The organism is Streptomyces sp. WAC03905, assembly GCF_057371075.1.
In genome coordinates this window covers 5,330,252-5,348,571 of record NZ_JBXYDZ010000003.1, presented here as the reverse complement: position 1 = coordinate 5,348,571, position 18,320 = coordinate 5,330,252, and the positions used below count along the sequence as shown (strand labels likewise).

The window sequence follows — 18,320 nt, the reverse complement described above, 5'->3', positions numbered from 1 at the left end:
CCGCGGCCGCGGCCGCGCCGCACGCCGTCCGGTTCCCGCGCGGACCACGGGGGCCGGCCGAAGTACTGTCGCCCGGACATGACTTCGACCGAACCGACCTGGGGTGAACCCGTGACGACGAACCGCCTCTCGGCCCGCGCGGCCATCGCCTCCGTGACCGACACCGGCAGCTTCGCCGAGCTGGCCGCACCATCGCGGGAGTCCCCCGCCGACGGCCCGCTGGGCTGGGCCGGTTACGACGACTCCCGCGCCCGCGCCACCGCACGCACCGGCGAGGACGAGTCCGTCGTCACCGGCACCGCCAGCATCGGCGGGAGCGAAGCCGTCCTCGTCTCCTTCGAGTTCGGTTTCCTCGGCGGTTCGCTGGGGCAGCGCACCGGAGACCGGCTCGAAACCGCGTACGCGCACGCCCGCGAGCGCCGTCTGCCCCTGGTCTCGCTCATCGCCACGGGCGGCTCCCGCATGCAGGAGGGCATGCTCGCGCTCACCCAACTCCAGCGCGTGGCCCGCCAGTCCGTACTGACCAGGGCCGCCGGAATCCCCCAGATCGCCGTCCTGCGCGATCCGACCACCGGCGGCGGCTGGGCCACCCTGGGCGCCGGGGCCGACGTCGTCCTCGCGCTGCCCGGTGCCCAGGTCGGCTTCGCCGGGTCCCGGGTGCGCCCGGCGGACGCCGACCCGGCGGCCTACACCGCCGAGGGGCAGTACGCCGCCGGGCACGTGGACGCCGTGGTGCCCGCCGCGCACCTGCCGGGCACCCTCGCGAACTGGCTGCGCGTCCTCGCCGCGCCCCGCTCCGCCGATCCGGTCGACCCCCCGGCCGCGCCGGCCGACGTACGCCCGCCCGCCACCGGCTGGGACGCGGTACGGCAGGCGCGCGACCCCGGCCGGCCGCACGCCGAGGCGTACCTGGACGCGTACTTCGAGCTGCGCCTGCACCTCTCGGGGGACCGGGCCGGCGGCATCGACCCGGGGACGCTGTGCGGCTTCGGGCTGCGGGAGGGCCGGGCCGTGGCCTACACCGCCCAGTGCGGCACGGCCACCCGCCCGGCCGGATACCGCACGGCCGCCCGCGTGGTCCGGCTCGCGGACCGGCTCGGGATCCCCGTGCTCACCCTGGTGGACACCCCCGGCGCGGCCAACGACGCCGCCGCGGAGCACGCGGGCGCCGGCGCGGCCATCGCCGACACCTTCGCCGCGCTGGCGGCGGCCACCGTCCCCGTCACCACCCTCCTGATCGGCGAGGGCGGTTCGGGCGGCGCCCTCGCGCTGGCCGCGCCGGGCAACACCTGGGTGACCCCGGACAGCTACTTCTCGGTCATCGCCCCGGAACTGGCCGCGGCGATCCTCAAGCGCCCCCCGTCGGCCGCCCCCGCCACGGCGGACCAGCTCCGCATCCGCCCCCAGGACCTGGTGGCCCTGGGCGTCGCCCGCGGCATCGTCGGCCCGGAGGGCCCGCGGGACACCCCCTAGCCCCGGCGGTCGGAGCGGCACGGCAGGCGGCACGGCAGGCGGCGCGGCAGCGGCTACGCCTGCGGGGACCGGGCGTCGTAGCGGGCGAAGTTGCGCCAGCGCAGGGCCAGCAGGCCCACCACCAGCACGCAGGCCAGGCCGCCGCACGTGACGGCGACGGCCGGTGAGGTCAGGTCGGCGGCGCTGCCGGCGAGGAAGTCCCCGAGCCGGGGTCCGCCCGCGACGACCACGATGAAGACGCCCTGGAGGCGCCCGCGCATGTCGTCGGGGGTCGCGGCCTGGAGCATGGTGGTGCGGAACACCATCGAGACGGTGTCCGCGTACCCGGCCAGGGCGAGGAAGAACAGCCCGAGCCACAGGTTCCGCGTGAGGCCGAACACCGCGATGGCCAGCCCCCATCCGGCGACGGCGAGCAGGATCGCCAGCCCGTGCCGCCGGATGCGGGACTGCCAGCCGGAGAACAGCCCGCCGAGCAGCGCCCCGGCGGCGATCGCGGCCACCATCAGGCCGACCGTCTTGGCGTCGTCCCCGTACCAGAGGGCGGCGATGGCGGGGAACAGCGCCTTCGGCTGGGCCAGCACCATCGCGGCCATGTCGGTGAAGAACGTCATCCGGATGTTGGGCCGGGTCCCGAGGAAGCGCAGGCCGTCGGCGACGGAGGCCCTCCCCCGCGCGCCGTCGGCCCGGTCCGGCTTCATCGACGGCAGCCGCCACATCGCGTAGAGCGCGGCGGTGAAGGTGACGGCGTCGACCAGGTACGCCCACTCGTAGCCGCCGACGGCGACGATCAGCCCGCCCAGGGCGGGGCCGACCATCGTGCCGAAGGTCATGGTCACGGAGTTCAGGGCATTGGCCGCGGGCAGCTGTTCCGCGGGCAGCAGGCGCGGGATCATGGCGGACCGGGCCGGTCCGGTCAGTGCCCCGCAGACGGCCTGGAGCGCGACGACGGCGTACAGGAACCAGACCCGGTGGTAGCCGAGCAGGGCCGCCCCGGCGAGCGCGACCGACAGCGCGGCGGCGCCGAGCGAGCTGTAGAGGCCGAGCTTGCGCCGGTCCACGGTGTCGGCGATGGCCCCGCCGTAGAGGCCGAAGACGATCAGCGGGACGAGGGAGAAGAGCCCCACGAGACCGACGGCGAAGCTGGACCGGGTGATGTCGTAGACCTGGAGCGAGATCGCGAGGGCGGTCATCGCCTGGCCGACCCAGGAGATCGTCCCGCCGAACCACAGTCTCCGGTAGTCCGGGGACGTGCGCAGCGGGGTGAGGTCGGCGAATATTCGCCGCCGGGGGCGGGGCGGCGCACTAGTACGAGTCACATCGGATGATAAGCATCAGCCCGGTGGCGTCCCCAGGTCGCCGTCCGCCTTCTTCGCACACCGGCAACAGTCGCCCCACCCTGCTCCGGGCCCCCGGCGCGGGTGGCCCATTACCGGTAACTCGCCACTATCACCGGACATTTGACTGATTAGACGTGCGCTCCTCGCCGCGTGTTCAGCTCATGATGAAAAGACTCGTATGTCCAGGGAGGCGTAGTGATCGAACCTGGCAACAGCACCACGAGCACCGGCACGACGCAGAACACGGTGCGCCCCACCGTGCCCCTCACGGTCGGCGTCGAGGAGGAGTTCCTGCTCGTCGACGCCCGCACGCTCCGGGTGGTCCCCGCCGCCCCGCAGGTCCTGGCGACCGCCGCCGGACTGCCGGGCGAGATGCACCCCGAAGGCACCCGCTACCAGGTGGAGATATCCACCCCGGTCGCGGACTCGGCGGCGTCGCTGCGCGCCGAACTCGTCGCGCTGCGGCGCAACCTCCAGCGGGCGGCCCGCACCCACGGCTGCCGGCTGCTGGCCGCGCCCTCGCCGGTCGTCGCCGTGGAGGGGCCGCTGCACCTGACGGATGACGAGCCGCGCCAGCGCGAGCAGCACCGCCGCTTCGGCGCGCTCACCGACACCCTGGTCAGCTGCGGCCGCCACGTCCACATCGGCACGCTCGACGTGGACACGGCGGTGGCGGTGTCCAACCGGATCAGACCGTGGCTTCCCACGCTGATCGCGCTGGCCGCCAACTCGCCGTTCTGGGGCGGACGTGACACCGGTCACTCCAGCTGGCGGGCGATGGCCTGGTCCGGGTGGCCCTCGGCGGGCCCGCCTCCGCACTTCACGTCCACGGCCCACTTCCGGCGCTCCGTGCAGACCCTGCTCGGTTCGGGGGCGGCCCTGGACACCAAGATGGTCTACTGGGACCTCCGGCCGTCCGGGCACTGGCCGACGCTGGAGTTCCGGGCGCCGGACATGTCCCCGGCCGTCGACTCGGCGGTCCTGCAGGCCGAACTGGCCCGCGCGCTGGTGGCCACGGCGCTGCGCGAGATCCGCGAACAGCGCCCCGAGCCGGCCCTGCGGGACGACGTACTGCGCCTCGCGCGCTGGCGGGCGGCCCACGACGGCCTGGAGGGCTTCGGCCTCGACCCGTACACCGGCGCGGAACTCCCGGCGGCCGACCTGGCGGAGGCCCTGCTGGACCTGGTCGCCCCGGACCTGGCCGCCGCGGGCGACCTGGACCACGCGGCCAAGACCATGGCCGGCCTCCTGCGCGACGGCTCGGGCGCCCACCGCCAACGAGCGGCCTACGCCCGCCGCCAGGACCTGACCGACGTCCTGCGCCACCTCGCGGACGAAACGGAGGACTTCTAACCGGACCGCACCGGCCCACTGGGGCGGCCGGGAGGCAGTCGAGCCGTCGCGGCGGGGCCGGAAACGCCAAAGCCGCAGGTGCGATCGTTTCTGCACCTGCGGCTTGCGGTGGGGCGGGTGGGACTCGAACCCACGGCCGACGGATTATGAGTCCGCTGCTCTAACCGGCTGAGCTACCGCCCCTTCACGGCGTGGCGCGTACACGTGTGCGCGCCGTCTGCCGCAGCATAGCCGCTCATACGATCTCCTGCTTCGGATGCCTCGCATGATCGGCTTCGCCTGTTCAGAGAGACCGCGCTGAGGGCTGCCCGGTTCCCGAAAAGGGCTACAAAGCGAAAAGAGGACCCCGTGGGGTCCTCTTCTCTGCTTTGCTCCCCCGGCTGGACTCGAACCAGCAACCCTCCGGTTAACAGCCGAATGCTCTGCCAATTGAGCTACAGGGGACTGCGCTCCCCCGACTGGACTCGAACCAGTAACCTGCCGGTTAACAGCCGGCTGCTCTGCCAATTGAGCTACAGGGGATTGCTGCGGTGCATCGAACAGCCCACCTCCGGCCTTGCCGGGGGGCGAGCGCTCGCTGCGAGACATAGATTAGCGCAAGCAGGGGGGTGCTCCGCCAATCGGTATCGACAGCAGGCCGGGCACCACACGACGAAGGGTGACAGGCATGCGGTACAAGGTCACGTTCGTGGTCGGACTGGCTCTCGGGTACGTGCTCGGAACGCGGGCCGGACGCGAGCGCTACGAGAAGCTGAAGAAGTCCGCCCGGCAGGTCGCGCAGAACCCCGCGGTGCGCAACGCCGCCGAGACCGCGGGCCACACCGGGCGCGAGTACGCCGGTAAGGCCTTCGCCGTGGTGAGCGACAAGGTCGGCGACGCCGTACCGGAATCGCTCGCCGGACGGGTGCGCGGACTGCGCGGCCGGGCCGGCGGCGGCACCGCCGACGACGAGTGGGGCACCAGCAACACCTGACCCACCACGGGCCACGCCCGGAGCCCCTGGGACCCATGAGGTTTCAGGGGCTCCGGGACGTCGACACCGGCTCCGCGTGCGGCAGAATTCTCCGCATGGGGATAGTCGCCGGGCTGGACAGCTCTTCCGCCTTCACACGCATCGTCGTCTGTGACACCGAGACCGGCGCGGTGCTGCGCCAGGGGTACGCGCCCCATCCGCAGCCCGTGGGCGAACCCGACGGCGCCAGCCCCCACGAGACCGATCCGCAGGCCTGGCTGCTCTCGCTGGGCGAGGCCGCCGGCGGCGGGATCCTGGAGGGGGTCCAGGCCATCGGGGTCTCCGCCCAGCAGCACGGCCTGCTCCCGCTGGACCCGCAGGGCGCCCTGGTGCGCCCGGCTCTCGTCGGCAACGACAAGCGCGGCCAGGTCGCGGCCGCCGACCTCACCGAAGCCCTCGGCGGGCGGCACGCCTGGGCCGAGGCGGTGGGCTCGGTCCCGCATTCCGCGCAGCCGGTCGCGAAACTGGCCTGGCTGGCCCGCACCGAGCCCGAGGCGGCCCGCCGGGTGGCCGTACTGATGTCCCCGCACGACTGGCTGGTCTGGCAGCTGCTGGGCCGGCCGGCGCGGCGGACCACCGACCGCGGCGGCGCCTCCGGCACCGGTTACTGGTCGGCGGCGACCGGAGCCTGGCGGCCCGACCTCGTCGAGCTCGCGCTCGGACACCGGGCGCTGCTGCCCGAGGTGCTCGGCCCGGCCGACGCCGCCGGGACCACGCCCGAGGGCCTGCTGATATCCGCCGGCACCGGCGAGACGATGGCGGCCGCGCTCGGCCTGGGGCTGGGCCCCGGCGACGCGGTGGTCTCCCTCGGTGCCTCCGGCTCGGTGATGGCGGTGCACCACGAGGCGCTGTCGGAGCCGGGCGGGCTGATCACCTCCCTGGCCGACGCCACCGGCATGCACCTGCCCGTGGTGAACACCTCCAACGCCGTACGGGCCCTGCGCGGCACCGCCGAGCTGCTCGGCACGGACCTGGAGGGGCTGTCCGAGCTCGCGCTGAAGTCGACGCCGGGCGCGCACGGCCTCGTACTCCTGCCGTACCTGGAGGGCGAGCGCACGCCGAACCTGCCGCATTCCGCCGGAACCCTCAGCGGTCTTCGCCGGGACTCGATGAAGCCGGAGCACCTGGCCCGGGCGGCCTTCGAAGGCATGCTGTGCGGCCTGGTGGACGCCCTCGACGTGCTGCGCTCGCGCGGGGTCGAGATCCGCCGGGTCTTCCTGCTGGGTGCGGCGGCCGAGCTGCCCGCCGTGCAGGCGGCGGCCCCCGGGCTGTTCGGCACGCAGATCGTCGTACCGGCGCCGGCCGACTACGCCGCGCTGGGCGCGGCCCGCCAGGCCGCATGGGCCCTCGGTGTGGCGCAGGGCACACTGGCCCCGCACACCCCGCCCGTGTGGCCCGCCCCTTCGGCGCAGGTCTTCGAGCCGGACGAGGAGTTCGCGGCCTGGCAGGGCGTCCGCCAGCAGTACGTCGCGACGCGCGAGCAGATCCACCCCGGGGCCTTCTGACGGGGCGGCGGCGGGGGTCGTAGGACCCTCGCGGCGCGGCTGGTCCTTTTGACCGGCCTTTGCGAAATCCGGTGGGGATCACAGGGCCGATTGGCCGAAGATGGGTTGAACCCCTCGATCGTGCCGACCGGAGCCTGCGCGTGCTCATACGACTTCTGCGGACCCACCTGGGTCCGTACCGGAAACCCATCGCGGCGCTGGTCCTGCTGCAACTGCTGCAGACCAGCGCCAGCCTCTACCTGCCCACCCTGAACGCCGACATCATCGACAACGGTGTCGTCAACGGCGACACCGGCTACATCCTGCGCTTCGGCGCACTGATGCTCGGCGTGTCACTCGTCCAGCTCGTCTGCAACGTCGGGGCCGTCTACTTCGGCGCCCGCACGGCCGCGGCCGTCGGCCGTGACGTCCGCGCCGCCGTCTTCGACCGGGTGCAGAGCTTCTCCGCCCGGGAGCTCGGCCACTTCGGCGCCCCGTCCCTGATCACCCGTACGACCAATGACGTCCAGCAGGTCCAGATGCTGGTGCTGATGACCTTCACCCTGATGGTGTCGGCTCCCATCATGTGCGTCGGCGGCATCGCCATGGCCCTCTCGCTGGACGTACAGCTGTCGGGCGTCCTGCTGGCCGTGGTCCCCGTGCTCGGGATCTCGGTCGGCGCCATCGTCTACCGGACACGGCCGCTGTTCCGCCTGATGCAGGACCGCCTGGACACTGTGAACCGGGTACTGCGCGAGCAGATCACCGGCAACCGCGTGATCCGCGCCTTCGTCCGCGACGACTACGAGAAGGACCGCTTCCGCGAGGCCAACGCGGACCTGACGGGCGTGTCGCTGGCCTCGGGCAAGCTGCTGGCCCTGATGTTCCCGACCGTGATCGTCGTCGTGAACATCTCCAGCGTCGCCGTCATCTGGTTCGGTGCGATGCGCGTCGACAGCGGCGGCATGGAGATCGGCCAGCTCACGGCCTTCCTCGCCTATCTGATGCAGATCGTCATGTCCGTGATGATGGCCACCTTCATGTTCATGATGGTGCCGCGCGCCGAGGTCTGCGCGGAGCGCATCCAGGAGGTGCTGGACACCGAGTCCAGCGTCGTCCCGCCCGCCGACCCGGTACGCGCACTCGCCCGCCGCGGGTTCCTGGAGCTGCGCCGCGCCGACTTCGGCTACCCGGGTGCCGAGGCGCCCGTCCTGCGCGGCGTGGACCTGGTGGCCCGCCCCGGCGAGACCACGGCCGTGATCGGCTCCACCGGAAGCGGGAAGTCCACGCTGCTGGGCCTGGTCCCGCGGCTGTTCGACGCGACCGGCGGCGAGGTCCTGGTCGACGGTGAGGACGTACGCCGCCTCGACCCCGCACTGCTGGCGAAGACCGTCGGCATGGTGCCGCAGAAGCCGTACCTGTTCTCGGGCACCATCGCCTCCAACCTGCGCTACGGGCGCCCCGACGCCAGCGACGAAGAGCTGTGGCAGGCCCTGGAAGTCGCCCAGGCCAAGGACTTCGTCTCGGCGCTGGAGGGTGGTCTGGACGCTCCCGTCACCCAGGGCGGAACGAACGTCTCCGGCGGCCAGCGCCAGCGTCTGGCCATCGCCCGGACGCTCGTCCAGCGCCCGGAGATCTACCTCTTCGACGACTCCTTCTCGGCCCTGGACTACGCGACGGACGCGGCGCTGCGCGCGGCGCTCGCCCGCGAGACCGAGGACGCGACCGTGGTCATCGTCGCCCAGCGGGTCGCCACGATCCGCGACGCCGACCGGATCATCGTCCTGGACGAGGGTCAGGTCGTGGGCGAGGGACGCCACCACGAGCTGATGGCCGGCAACGAGACCTACCGGGAGATCGTGCTCTCCCAGCTGACGGAGGCGGAGGCCGCATGAGCGGGCCCGGAGGACGGATGATGATGGGGCCGGCCGCGCGGTCCCTGGACTTCAAGGGATCGGGCAAGCGGCTGCTGGCCCAGCTCGCGCAGGACCGGGCCAAGCTGTGGGGCATGGTCCTCGCCGTCGTCGGCAGCGTGGCCTGCGCCGTCGTCGGCCCGAAGATCCTCGGTGAGGCGACCGACCTGGTCTTCGCGGGGATCGTCGGCCGGCAGATGCCGGCCGGTGTGACCAAGGAGCAGGCTCTGGAGGGGATGCGCGCCCGTGGTGACGAGGGCATGGCGGACATGCTGTCCGGCACCGACTTCACCCCGGGCCAGGGCATCGACTTCGGCGCGGTCGGGGTCGTGGCGATCTGGGCGCTGGTGGTCTTCACCCTGGCCGGCCTGCTGATGCTGGTCGCGACCCGGCTGTCGAACCACGTCATGAACGGCACCCTGTACCGGATGCGCGAGGAGCTGCAGGCGAAGCTGTCGCGGCTGCCGCTGTCGTACTTCGACCAGCAGAAGCGCGGCGAGGTGCTGAGCCGGGCCACCAACGACATAGACAACATCGGCCAGACCCTGCAGCAGACGATGGGTCAGCTGCTGAACTCGCTGCTGACGATCGTCGGCGTGCTGGCGATGATGTTCTGGATCTCGCCGTTGCTGGCGCTGGTCGCGGTGGGCACCGTCCCGGTCTCGGTCTACGTCGCCGCGAAGATCGGCAAGAAGTCGCAGCCGCAGTTCGTGGAGCAGTGGAAGACGACCGGCACGCTCAACGCCCACATCGAGGAGATGTACTCGGGGCACAACCTGGTCAAGGTCTTCGGCCGGCAGGAGGAGTCCGCGGCGGTCTTCGCCGAGCAGAACGAGGCGCTGTACCGGGCCTCGTTCAAGGCCCAGCTGGTCAGCGGCATCATGCAGCCGGTGATGTTCTTCATCTCGAACATCAACTACGTGCTGATCGCGGTGGTCGGCGGCCTCCGGGTCGCCTCCGGCACCCTGTCCATCGGTGACGTGCAGGCCTTCATCCAGTACTCGCGGCAGTTCTCGATGCCGCTGACGCAGGTCGCGTCGATGGCGAACCTCGTGCAGTCCGGCGTCGCCTCGGCGGAGCGGGTCTACGAGCTGCTGGACGCCCCGGAGCAGGAGCGCGACGCGGACGTTCCGGAGCGTCCGCAGGAGCTGCGCGGCCAGGTCACCTTCGACAAGGTGGCCTTCCGCTACGAGCCGGACCGGCCGCTCATCGAGAACCTCTCGCTCTCGGTGGAGCCGGGCCACACGGTCGCGATCGTCGGCCCCACAGGTGCCGGCAAGACGACCCTGGTGAACCTGCTCATGCGGTTCTACGAGGTCACGGGCGGGGAGATCGCCCTGGACGGGGTGGACATCGCCAAGATGACCCGCGAGGAACTGCGCGGCGGCATCGGCATGGTGCTCCAGGACACCTGGCTGTTCGGCGGCACCATCGCGCAGAACATCGCCTACGGTGCCTCGCGCGAGGTCACGCGTGCCGAGATCGAGGAGGCGGCGCGGGCCGCCCACGCGGACCGGTTCATCCGGACCCTGCCGGACGGCTACGACACCGTGCTGGACGACGAGGGCGCGGGCGTCAGCGCGGGCGAGAAGCAGCTGATCACCATCGCCCGGGCGTTCTTGTCGGACCCGGTGATCCTCGTCCTCGACGAGGCGACCAGTTCGGTGGACACCCGTACCGAGGTGCTGATCCAGAAGGCGATGGCCCGGCTCGCGCACGGCCGTACGTCCTTCGTGATCGCGCACCGGCTCTCCACCATCCGTGACGCCGACCTGATCCTGGTGATGGAGAGCGGTTCGATCGTGGAGCAGGGAACGCACGAGGAGCTGCTGGCGTCGGGCGGCGCCTACGCCCGGCTGTATGCGGCGCAGTTCGCCCAGGCGGTCGCGGAGGTCGACTGACCGCGGCACGTGCGGGTGGGGGCGTCCTCCGGGGCGCCCCCTTCCGGTTTGTGCTTCCCCTTCCCTGCGTCAGTCGAGGTAGCCGCGCAGCTGGTCGGCGAAGGCGTGGTCGCGCAGCTTGTTGAGGGTCTTGGACTCGATCTGGCGGATGCGTTCGCGCGTCACGCCGAAGATCCGGCCGATCTCCTCCAGGGTGCGCGGCCTGCCGTCCGCGAGTCCGTACCGCAACTGCACGACCTTGCGCTCGCGTTCGCCGAGGGTCGACAGGACCGCTTCCAGGTGCTCGCGCAGCAGGAAGAAGGCGGCCGACTCCACGGGCGAGGCGGCGTCCCCGTCCTCGATGAGGTCGCCGAGCGCGACGTCGTCCTCCTCGCCGACGGGGGCGTGCAGGGACACCGGCTCCTGGGCGAGGCGCAGCACCTCCAGGACCCGCTCGGGGGTCAGTTCCAGGTGAACGGCGACCTCTTCGGCGGTGGGTTCGTAGCCGCGTTCCTGGAGCATGCGGCGCTGGACGCGCACGACGCGGTTGATCAGCTCGACGACGTGGACGGGCACGCGGATGGTGCGGGCCTGGTCGGCGAGGGCCCGGGACATCGCCTGCCGGATCCACCAGGTGGCGTAGGTGGAGAACTTGTACCCGCGGGCGTAGTCGAACTTCTCAACGGCCCGGATCAGCCCGAGGTTCCCCTCCTGGACCAGATCGAGCATGGTGAGCCCGCGGCCCACGTACCGCTTCGCGACGGAGACGACCAGGCGCAGGTTCGACTCGATGAGACGGCGCTTGGCCATGCGTCCCATCACGACGAGCCGGTCGAGGTCGAGGGCGAGCTGGGAGTCGAGGTCGGGGGTGGTGCCGAGCTTCTCCTCGGCGAACAGCCCGGCTTCGACGCGCCGCGCCAGATCCACCTCCTCCGCGGCGGTGAGCAGCGGGATCCTGCCTATCTCGCGCAGGTACTGGCGGAACAGGTCGGCGGAGGGGCCCGCTCCGCCCCCGTTCTCGCCGCTGTCCCGCCTGCGCTGCACGGGCACCGGCTCGATCAGCTCCAGTACCTCGGGCTCTTCGTCCACGGCTTCGGCCTCCGAGGACTCGCTCGCGTTCACGGTCAGGGTCCGGGTCTGCACGGGGGCGACCTCCAGGGCTCCGAGGACGGGGGCACCGCTTTCAGTGTGGGGTAAGACACATCGCTGCCACGAGGGGCGTGCGAGTACTTTCTGAGTCCGGTGCGTGACCGATGGTTACCCCCGGGCGGGAACGCCGATGCGGATCGGATGCATGTCCGAGCGGATCGGCTCCATGCCCGAGTGCGCGACCCACGGGACGGTGCGCTGCGCGGGCGCGGCAAGCCGCCACGGCTCGATTCCTCTTCGCCGTGCGGGAGTTGGAGCCGCCCCGCAGCGTGCCGGCCGAGAGGGAGCACTGCGCGGCGGAGTGACCGGAGCCGGTCGCCCGCGGTGACGGGGACATTGCGGCCCGGCCGGTGGAGCCCCGCGTCCGGCCTTCGAGGAGGCCCGTAGCGGGACGTCGTGTCGATCAGGCCGGCTCGACGCGGACCGCGCACACCTTGAACTCCGGCATCCGGGAGGTGGGGTCCAGGGCCGGGTTGGTCAGGGTGTTGGCGCGGCCCTCGCCCGGCCAGTGGAAGGGCATGAAGACCGTGTCCGCGCGGATGGCGTCCGTGATGCGCGCCGGGGCCACGGCGCGGCCGCGCCGGGACGTGACCGCGAGGGGGCTCCCGTCGACCGCGCCGATGCGGGCGGCGAGGCGCGGGTGGAGTTCCACGAAGGCGCCGGGGGCGGCCTCGTTGAGCTCGTCCACCCGGCGGGTCTGGGCGCCGGACTGGTACTGGGCGACGACGCGGCCGGTGGTGAGCAGGAGCGGGAACTCCGCGTCGGGGACCTCGGCGGCGTCGCGGTGCGCGACGGGGACGAAACGGGCCCGGCCGTCGTCGGTGGCGAAGCGGTCGAGGAAGAGGCGTTGGGTGCCCGCCGAGCCCTCCGGGCAGGGCCAGAAGACGCCCTGTTCGGACTCGATGCGGTCGTAGGTGATGCCCGAGTAGTCCGCAGGTCCGCCGGCCGAGGCGCGGCGCAGCTCGTCGAAGACCTCCTCGGGGGCGGTGGGGAAGCCCTTCTCGACGCCGAGGCGGGCGGCGAGGCCGTGCAGGACGTCCAGGTCGCTGCGGACCCCCGGGGGCGGGGTCAGGGCGCGGCGCCGGAGCAGGACGCGGCCCTCCAGGTTGGTGGTGGTGCCGGTCTCCTCCGCCCACTGGGTGACGGGGAGGACGACGTCGGCGAGGGCGGCCGTCTCGGAGAGCACGACGTCGGCGACGGCGAGGAAGTCCAGCGAGCGGATCCGGTCCTCGACGTGCGCGGCGCGCGGGGCCGAGACCACGGGGTTGGAGCCCATCAGGAGGAGGGACTTCACGTCGGTGCCGAGGGCGTCGAGGAGTTCGTAGGCGCTGCGGCCGGGCCCGGGGAGGCTGTCGGGGTCGACGCCCCAGACCTCGGCGACGTGCGCCCGCGCCGCCGGGTCGGTCAGCTTGCGGTAGCCGGGGAGCTGGTCGGCCTTCTGGCCGTGCTCGCGTCCGCCCTGGCCGTTGCCCTGGCCGGTGAGACAGCCGTAGCCGGACAGCGGACGGCCGGCCCGGCCGGTGGCCAGGCACAGGTTGATCCAGGCGCCGACGGTGTCGGTGCCCTTGGACTGCTGCTCCGGGCCGCGGGCGGTCAGCACCATCGCGGAGTCCGGGGCGCAGAACAGGCCGACGGCCTCGCGCAGGGCCGGGACCGGAACGCCGGTGATCCGTTCCACCAGCTCGGGCCAGTGGGCCATGGCGGCGGCCCGGGCCTCTTCCCAGCCGGTGGTGCGGGCGGCGATGAACTCCTCGTCGGTGCGGCCGTCGGCGACCACGAGGTGCAGGAGGCCCAGGGCGAGCGCGAGGTCGGTGCCGGGGCGCGGGGCGAGGTGCAGGTCGGCGTGTTCGGCGGTGCGGGTGCGGCGCGGGTCGATGACGATCAGAGTGCCGCCGTTGGCCTTGAGTTCGGTGAGGTAGCGCAGGGCGGGCGGCATGGTTTCGGCCAGGTTCGAGCCGACGAGGATCACGCAGCCGGTGCGGGGGATGTCCTCCAGCGGGAAGGGCAGGCCGCGGTCGAGCCCGAAGGCCTTCTGGTGCGCGGCGGCGGCCGAGGACATGCAGAAGCGGCCGTTGTAGTCGATCTGTGAGGTGCGCAGGGCGACGCGGGCGAACTTGCCGAGCGCGTACGCCTTCTCGTTGGTGAGCCCGCCGCCGCCGAAGACGCCGACGGCGTCCGGCCCGTGGGTGCGGGCCGTGCGGGCCAGGCCCGCCGCGACGGCGTCGAGGGCCTCCTCCCAGGTGGCCGGTTCGAGCCGCCCTGCGTGGGTGCGGACGAGCGGCTCGGTGAGGCGTACCCGGGAGGAGAGCACGGCGGGCGCGGTGCGGCCCTTGCCGCACAGCGCGCCCCGGTTGACCGGGAAGTCGGCGCGCTCCTCCACCGTCACGCCCGCGCCGCCCGGCTCGGGCCGCAGGTTCATGCCGCACTGCAGCGCGCAGTACGGGCAGTGCGTGGCGGTGGTCGTTCCCGGGGTGTGCATACGGTCCAGCGTGCGTCGTCGGTGTTACGCGCGCCGCCGCCCCGCGTTACGTCCCGGGGTGCTCCGCCTCAGCGCGGGACGCCGCCGCCGGTGAGGGCCGCGGTGAGGCGGAGCCGCGGCGGGCGCCGTGGGCGGGAGCGGCGGGGGTCAGTGCCTGGTCGGGTGGTGGGGGGGCAGGCCTGCGGTCCAGCCGCCGTCGACGGCGAGTTCGGCGCCGGTCATGTAGGCGGCGGCGTCGGAGAGGAGGAAGGCGACGGCGGCGGCCACTTCCTCGGGGACCCCGACGCGGCCCATGGGAGCGCCCGGGTAATTGCCCTCGCCGGCCCGGATGCCGACCGGGGCGGTCATGGGCGTCAGCGTCATGCCGGGGTGCACGGAGTTGACGCGGATCCCCGCCTCGGCGAGCTCGACCGCGCCGATCTTCGACAGACCGCGCACGCCCCATTTGGAGGCGCCGTAGCCGGCGGTGAGCGCGAGGCCGGTCAGGCCGGCCGCGGAGGAGATGTTGACGATGGAGCCGCCTCCGTGGGCGCGCAGCAGCGGGATCGCGGTCCTGATCCCGATGAACACGCCGACCAGGTTGATGTCGACGACCCGGCGGAAGTCCTCGACGCTCTCGTGCTCCAGCAACTGGCCGGAGGCTATGCCCGCGTTGTTGACGAGGCCGTCGATCCGGCCGAACTCGGAGACCGCGCGCTCCAGCGCCGCCGCCCAGTCGGGCTCGCTCCGCACGTCGTGCCGGACGAAGCACGCAGCGTCGCCGAACTCGGCGGCGGTGGCGGCGCCCTCCGCCTCCAGCACGTCGGTGATCAGCACCCGGCCGCCGCCGTCGACGACGGTCCGGGCCGCCGCGGCGCCGAGACCACGGGCTCCGCCGGTGATGACGACGACCTTGCCGCTCAGATCCACCACAGGCACGGTTCCCCACCCCTGACGCTCGCGACCGACCGATCGACCGACCAGACAACCGACCAGACAACCGCCCAGGCATATGACTATTCGGCATATCCGACGGTGCGTCAGTCTGCCAGAGCCGCCAGGGCCTGCGACACCCCCTGTTCCTTCGGTCCCAGGAAGTGCGGTGCGGGCTTGAAGGCCGCGTCCAGGGCCGCCTTGCCGGCGGCGAAGAACTCCCGCGCCTGGCCGTAGTACCAGGTCGAGTCGTGCACGTCGGCCACCCCGACGCCGTACGAGTCCAGGCCCGCCGCCTGGCACAGGGCCACGGCCCGGCGTATGTGGAAGCCCTGGGTGACCAGCACGGCCCGGTCGACCCCGAAGATCTCCTTGGCCCGCACGCAGGAGTCCCAGGTGTCGAAGCCCGCGTAGTCACTGACGATCCGCCCGTCCGGGACCCCCTTGCCCGTCAGGTACGTACGCATCGCGTCGGGCTCGTCGTACTCCCGGCGGCTGTTGTCCCCCGTGACCAGGACGACCTTGACCTTGCCGGTGCGGTACAGCTCGGCGGCGGCGTCCAGCCGGTCGGCGAGATAGGGCGTCGGCCGCCCCCGCCACAGACCGGCCCCGAACACGACCGCGACATCGGCGGCGGGGGCGTCCGCCGTCGTCCGCAGCCGGTCCGCGGCCGACGCGTGCGTCCACGCCGACGGGAGCAGCGCCAGCACGCAGGCCGCCATCACCACCTGCACCGCCAGCCGTCTGCCCCGGACCCCGCGCAGCCTCCGTGCCCACTCCGGCCGCCCCGACCGCCCCGACCGCCCCGGCCGCACGTCCGCCACCGCCCCCACCAGCGCTCGCGCCCGCACCCTCAGCCGCGCCACCGCCCGCACCCGCGCCCGGCTCCTGATCTCCATGACCGCCCCTCCCGCACACCACCCGCACCGCACACCGTTCGCACACATTGACGATCACCACCCGGCGCGGAGTTCCGCCACCGCCCCCTTTCACCCGTACGAATGACCGAGTGAGCACCCCGCAAACACCTGTCACGCCGGCGCAACGCACCCGCAACGTCCGGCCCGCAGGATCGGTTCATGACGGAGCCGGTGCACCCTCCCGACAGCCCCTCCCTCCCGTTCGGCAGCGCGGCCGAGCTGCTGACCCGGATCACCGCCCAACTCGGCACGCAGCTCAGCGGACTGCGACCGCCCCGCACCCGCACCCCCGGAGACCGCCCATGCAGCAGCCCACCCTCGTCGCCGTGGCCCACGGCAGCCGCGACCCGCGCGCCCTGCGCACCGCCCTCGCCCTCCTCGAACGGGTCCGCGAGCTCCGCCCGCGCCTCGACGTACGGCTCGGCCACATCGAGCTGAACGAGCCGCTGCTCGACGACACCTTGCGCACGGTGTCCGGCGCGGCCGTACTTGTCCCGCTGCTGCTCGGCCGGGGGTACCACGTCAAGCGCGACCTCCCTGCGGCCGCCGCCCGGGCCACCCACCTGGAGACCCGCGTGGCCGTCCCGCTGGGCCCCCACCCGCTGCTCGTCGAGGCCCTGTGCGAACGGCTCGCGGAGGCGGGCTGGACCCCCGGCACCGCCGTCGTGCTCGCCGCCGCCGGCTCCCGCGACCCCGATTCGGCCACCGACACCCGCCGCACCGCCGCGCTGCTGTCCGCACGCCTGGGCGGCGTCCCGGTGGTGCCCGCCTACGCCTCGGCCGCCGCGCCCGGCGCCCCCGAGGCCGTCCGGTCCCTCGCCGCCCGCGGCCACCACCGGATCGCCGTCGCCTCGTACTTCGCCGCTCCCGGCCGGTTCGCCACCCAGACCGCCGCGGCCTCCCCCGCCCTCGCGGCCGACCCGCTGGGCGACCACCCCGCCCTGGCCCGGCTGGTGCTGCGCCGCTACGACGAGGCCCTGGACCGTCCCACCACCCGCCACCGGCCGGAACTCGTCTCCGCCTGATCCCGGTTTGTCAGTCGTTGCGGTTACCGTCTTGTCATGGAAGGCACCGCGCACGCCCCCGCAGACGACCTCTACCCGCCCTACGACCCGGCCGCCACCGAGCGCTTCGCCGCCGAGCCCGACAAACGGCCCGGGCGCACCGCCTTCCAGCGCGACCGGGCCCGCGTGCTGCACTCCGCCGCGCTGCGCCGTCTCGCCGGGAAGACCCAGGTGGTCACCCCCGGCACGCGTTCGTACGACTGGGACGCCAGCCCGCGCACCCGCCTGACCCACTCGCTGGAGTGCGCCCAGGTCGGACGGGAACTCGGTGCCGCGCTCGGCTGCGACCCCGACCTCGTCGAGGCCGCCTGCCTCTCGCACGACATGGGCCACCCGCCCTTCGGCCACAACGGCGAGGAGGCGCTCAACGAGTTCGCCAAGGACTGCGGCGGCTTCGAGGGCAACGCCCAGTCGCTGCGCCTGCTGACCCGGCTGGAGCCCAAGCGGTTCGTGCCCGACCCGGCGACCGGGCAGCCGGTCAGCGTCGGCCTCAACCTCACCCGGGCCTGCCTGGACGCCGCCACCAAGTACCCGTGGGCCCGCGGCGGCCACCCGACCGACCCGGACTCGGTCAAGTTCGGGGCGTACGAGGACGACCTGCCCGTCTTCGAGTGGCTGCGGCTCGGCGCGCCCGCCGACCGCAAGTGCTTCGAGGCCCAGGTCATGGACTGGGCGGACGACGTCGCCTACTCCGTCCACGACTTCGAGGACGGTCTGCACGCCGGGCACCTCGACCCCAACCTCCTCTTCGCCGAGCCCGAGCGGGCCGCGATCTGGCAGGTCGCCATCGGCCGGTACGTCCCCGCCGGCACCTCCCCCGAGGAGCTGCGCGCCGCCCTGGACCGGCTGATGGAGCAGGAGTGGTGGCCGCACGGGTACGACGGCTCCGCCGTCGCCCAGGCCCGCCTGAAGGACGCCACGAGCCAGCTGATCGGCCGCTTCTGCCTGGCCGCCGAAGGAGCCACGCGGGAGGCGTACGGCTCCGGCCGCCTCACCCGGTACGGTGCCGAGCTGGTCGTCCCCCGGGAGGCGCGCAACGAGTGCGCGGTCCTCAAGGCCGTCGCCGACCTGTACGTCATACAGCGCGACGAGCAGGAGCGCATCCGCGCCGACCAGCGCATCGTCCTGGCCGAACTGGCCGAGGCCCTCAGCGCCCGCGCCCCCGAAGGCCTGGACCCGCAGTTCCGCGCCATCTTCGACGCGGCCGAGGACGACAGGGCCAGGAAGCGGGCGGTGGTCGACCAGATCGCGTGTCTCACCGACGCTTCCGCCCGTTCCCTCCACGCACGCCTCACCCGGCGCACCCGACGCGCCGAAGGGTGAGCTGATCGAGCCACTCCCCCT

13 protein-coding genes and 3 tRNA genes are annotated in these 18,320 nt (G+C 73.1%); 8 read left to right on the top strand and 8 right to left on the bottom strand.

Features of this window, described 5'->3' with window-relative positions:
• Window positions 1–78: 78 nt before the first annotated feature.
• On the top strand, window positions 79–1,473 hold the full coding sequence (locus AC2RP6_RS26630) for a carboxyl transferase domain-containing protein (RefSeq protein ID WP_486448476.1): 1,395 nt from the start codon (window positions 79–81) through the stop codon (window positions 1,471–1,473).
• Window positions 1,474–1,526: 53 nt separating this feature from the next.
• Here the strand turns inward: AC2RP6_RS26630 and AC2RP6_RS26625 are convergent, their stop codons facing one another.
• Entirely contained in the window at window positions 1,527–2,789 is a 1,263-nt protein-coding gene (locus tag AC2RP6_RS26625; RefSeq protein WP_486448475.1) for an MFS transporter, read from the bottom strand.
• Window positions 2,790–3,005: 216 nt separating this feature from the next.
• Here AC2RP6_RS26625 and AC2RP6_RS26620 point away from each other — a divergent pair, with 216 nt between their 5' ends.
• Window positions 3,006–4,163 carry a carboxylate-amine ligase gene (locus tag AC2RP6_RS26620; protein ID WP_486448474.1) on the top strand — a complete coding sequence of 386 codons (1,158 nt, stop codon included), beginning with the start codon at window positions 3,006–3,008 and terminating at the stop codon, window positions 4,161–4,163.
• Between the two features lie 109 nt (window positions 4,164–4,272).
• Here AC2RP6_RS26620 and AC2RP6_RS26615 read toward each other — a convergent pair.
• The 3 genes from AC2RP6_RS26615 to AC2RP6_RS26605 all read right to left on the bottom strand — a co-directional run bounded on the left by AC2RP6_RS26615 (window position 4,273) and on the right by AC2RP6_RS26605 (window position 4,685).
• Window positions 4,273–4,346: transfer RNA gene (locus AC2RP6_RS26615), tRNA-Ile, on the bottom strand.
• 188 nt (window positions 4,347–4,534) lie between these two features.
• Window positions 4,535–4,607: transfer RNA gene (locus AC2RP6_RS26610), tRNA-Asn, on the bottom strand.
• A gap of 5 nt (window positions 4,608–4,612) precedes the next feature.
• Window positions 4,613–4,685: transfer RNA gene (locus AC2RP6_RS26605), tRNA-Asn, on the bottom strand.
• 145 nt (window positions 4,686–4,830) lie between these two features.
• On the opposite strand from AC2RP6_RS26605, the gene AC2RP6_RS26600 reads away from it, so the two are divergent.
• From AC2RP6_RS26600 to AC2RP6_RS26585, 4 genes are all read left to right on the top strand, one after another.
• Entirely contained in the window at window positions 4,831–5,136 is a 306-nt protein-coding gene (locus tag AC2RP6_RS26600; protein ID WP_486448473.1) for a YtxH domain-containing protein, read from the top strand.
• Between the two features lie 95 nt (window positions 5,137–5,231).
• Window positions 5,232–6,680: an FGGY family carbohydrate kinase gene (locus AC2RP6_RS26595; RefSeq protein WP_486448472.1), complete on the top strand. Its 1,449-nt coding sequence runs from the start codon at window positions 5,232–5,234 to the stop codon at window positions 6,678–6,680.
• Between the two features lie 140 nt (window positions 6,681–6,820).
• On the top strand, window positions 6,821–8,554 hold the full coding sequence (locus AC2RP6_RS26590) for an ABC transporter ATP-binding protein (RefSeq protein ID WP_486448471.1): 1,734 nt from the start codon (window positions 6,821–6,823) through the stop codon (window positions 8,552–8,554).
• Window positions 8,551–10,473, top strand: a complete 1,923-nt coding sequence (locus AC2RP6_RS26585; protein ID WP_486448470.1) for an ABC transporter ATP-binding protein — start codon at window positions 8,551–8,553, stop codon at window positions 10,471–10,473. The genes AC2RP6_RS26590 and AC2RP6_RS26585 overlap by 4 nt, the downstream gene beginning before the upstream one ends.
• A gap of 69 nt (window positions 10,474–10,542) precedes the next feature.
• On the opposite strand, the gene AC2RP6_RS26580 is transcribed toward AC2RP6_RS26585, so the two are convergent.
• From AC2RP6_RS26580 to AC2RP6_RS26565, 4 genes are all read right to left on the bottom strand, one after another.
• Complete coding sequence (locus AC2RP6_RS26580) at window positions 10,543–11,595, bottom strand: RNA polymerase sigma factor (protein WP_486448469.1); 1,053 nt, start codon at window positions 11,593–11,595, stop codon at window positions 10,543–10,545.
• 409 nt (window positions 11,596–12,004) lie between these two features.
• Window positions 12,005–14,080 (bottom strand): molybdopterin oxidoreductase family protein, encoded by a 2,076-nt coding sequence (locus tag AC2RP6_RS26575; protein WP_486448468.1) that lies wholly within the window; start codon window positions 14,078–14,080, stop codon window positions 12,005–12,007.
• 147 nt (window positions 14,081–14,227) lie between these two features.
• Entirely contained in the window at window positions 14,228–14,992 is a 765-nt protein-coding gene (locus tag AC2RP6_RS26570) for a glucose 1-dehydrogenase (RefSeq protein WP_486448467.1), read from the bottom strand.
• Between the two features lie 107 nt (window positions 14,993–15,099).
• Window positions 15,100–15,714: a SanA/YdcF family protein gene (locus AC2RP6_RS26565; protein WP_486450455.1), complete on the bottom strand. Its 615-nt coding sequence runs from the start codon at window positions 15,712–15,714 to the stop codon at window positions 15,100–15,102.
• Between the two features lie 500 nt (window positions 15,715–16,214).
• Here AC2RP6_RS26565 and AC2RP6_RS26560 point away from each other — a divergent pair, with 500 nt between their 5' ends.
• Together AC2RP6_RS26560 and AC2RP6_RS26555 are read left to right on the top strand one after the other, a co-directional pair.
• Window positions 16,215–16,937 carry a sirohydrochlorin chelatase gene (locus AC2RP6_RS26560; protein WP_486448466.1) on the top strand — a complete coding sequence of 241 codons (723 nt, stop codon included), beginning with the start codon at window positions 16,215–16,217 and terminating at the stop codon, window positions 16,935–16,937.
• Window positions 16,938–16,973: 36 nt separating this feature from the next.
• Window positions 16,974–18,299 (top strand): deoxyguanosinetriphosphate triphosphohydrolase, encoded by a 1,326-nt coding sequence (locus AC2RP6_RS26555; protein WP_486448465.1) that lies wholly within the window; start codon window positions 16,974–16,976, stop codon window positions 18,297–18,299.
• Window positions 18,300–18,320: the final 21 nt, after the last annotated feature.

Coding starts and splice junctions, on each gene's coding strand:
- AC2RP6_RS26630 (WP_486448476.1), top strand. CDS start 79: ATGACTTCGACCGAACCGACCTGGGGTGAACCCGTGACGACGAACCGC.
- AC2RP6_RS26600 (WP_486448473.1), top strand. CDS start 4,831: ATGCGGTACAAGGTCACGTTCGTGGTCGGACTGGCTCTCGGGTACGTG.
- AC2RP6_RS26595 (WP_486448472.1), top strand. CDS start 5,232: ATGGGGATAGTCGCCGGGCTGGACAGCTCTTCCGCCTTCACACGCATC.
- AC2RP6_RS26585 (WP_486448470.1), top strand. CDS start 8,551: ATGAGCGGGCCCGGAGGACGGATGATGATGGGGCCGGCCGCGCGGTCC.
- AC2RP6_RS26575 (WP_486448468.1), bottom strand. CDS start 14,080: ATGCACACCCCGGGAACGACCACCGCCACGCACTGCCCGTACTGCGCG.
- AC2RP6_RS26565 (WP_486450455.1), bottom strand. CDS start 15,714: ATGGCGGCCTGCGTGCTGGCGCTGCTCCCGTCGGCGTGGACGCACGCG.
- AC2RP6_RS26560 (WP_486448466.1), top strand. CDS start 16,215: ATGCAGCAGCCCACCCTCGTCGCCGTGGCCCACGGCAGCCGCGACCCG.
- AC2RP6_RS26555 (WP_486448465.1), top strand. CDS start 16,974: ATGGAAGGCACCGCGCACGCCCCCGCAGACGACCTCTACCCGCCCTAC.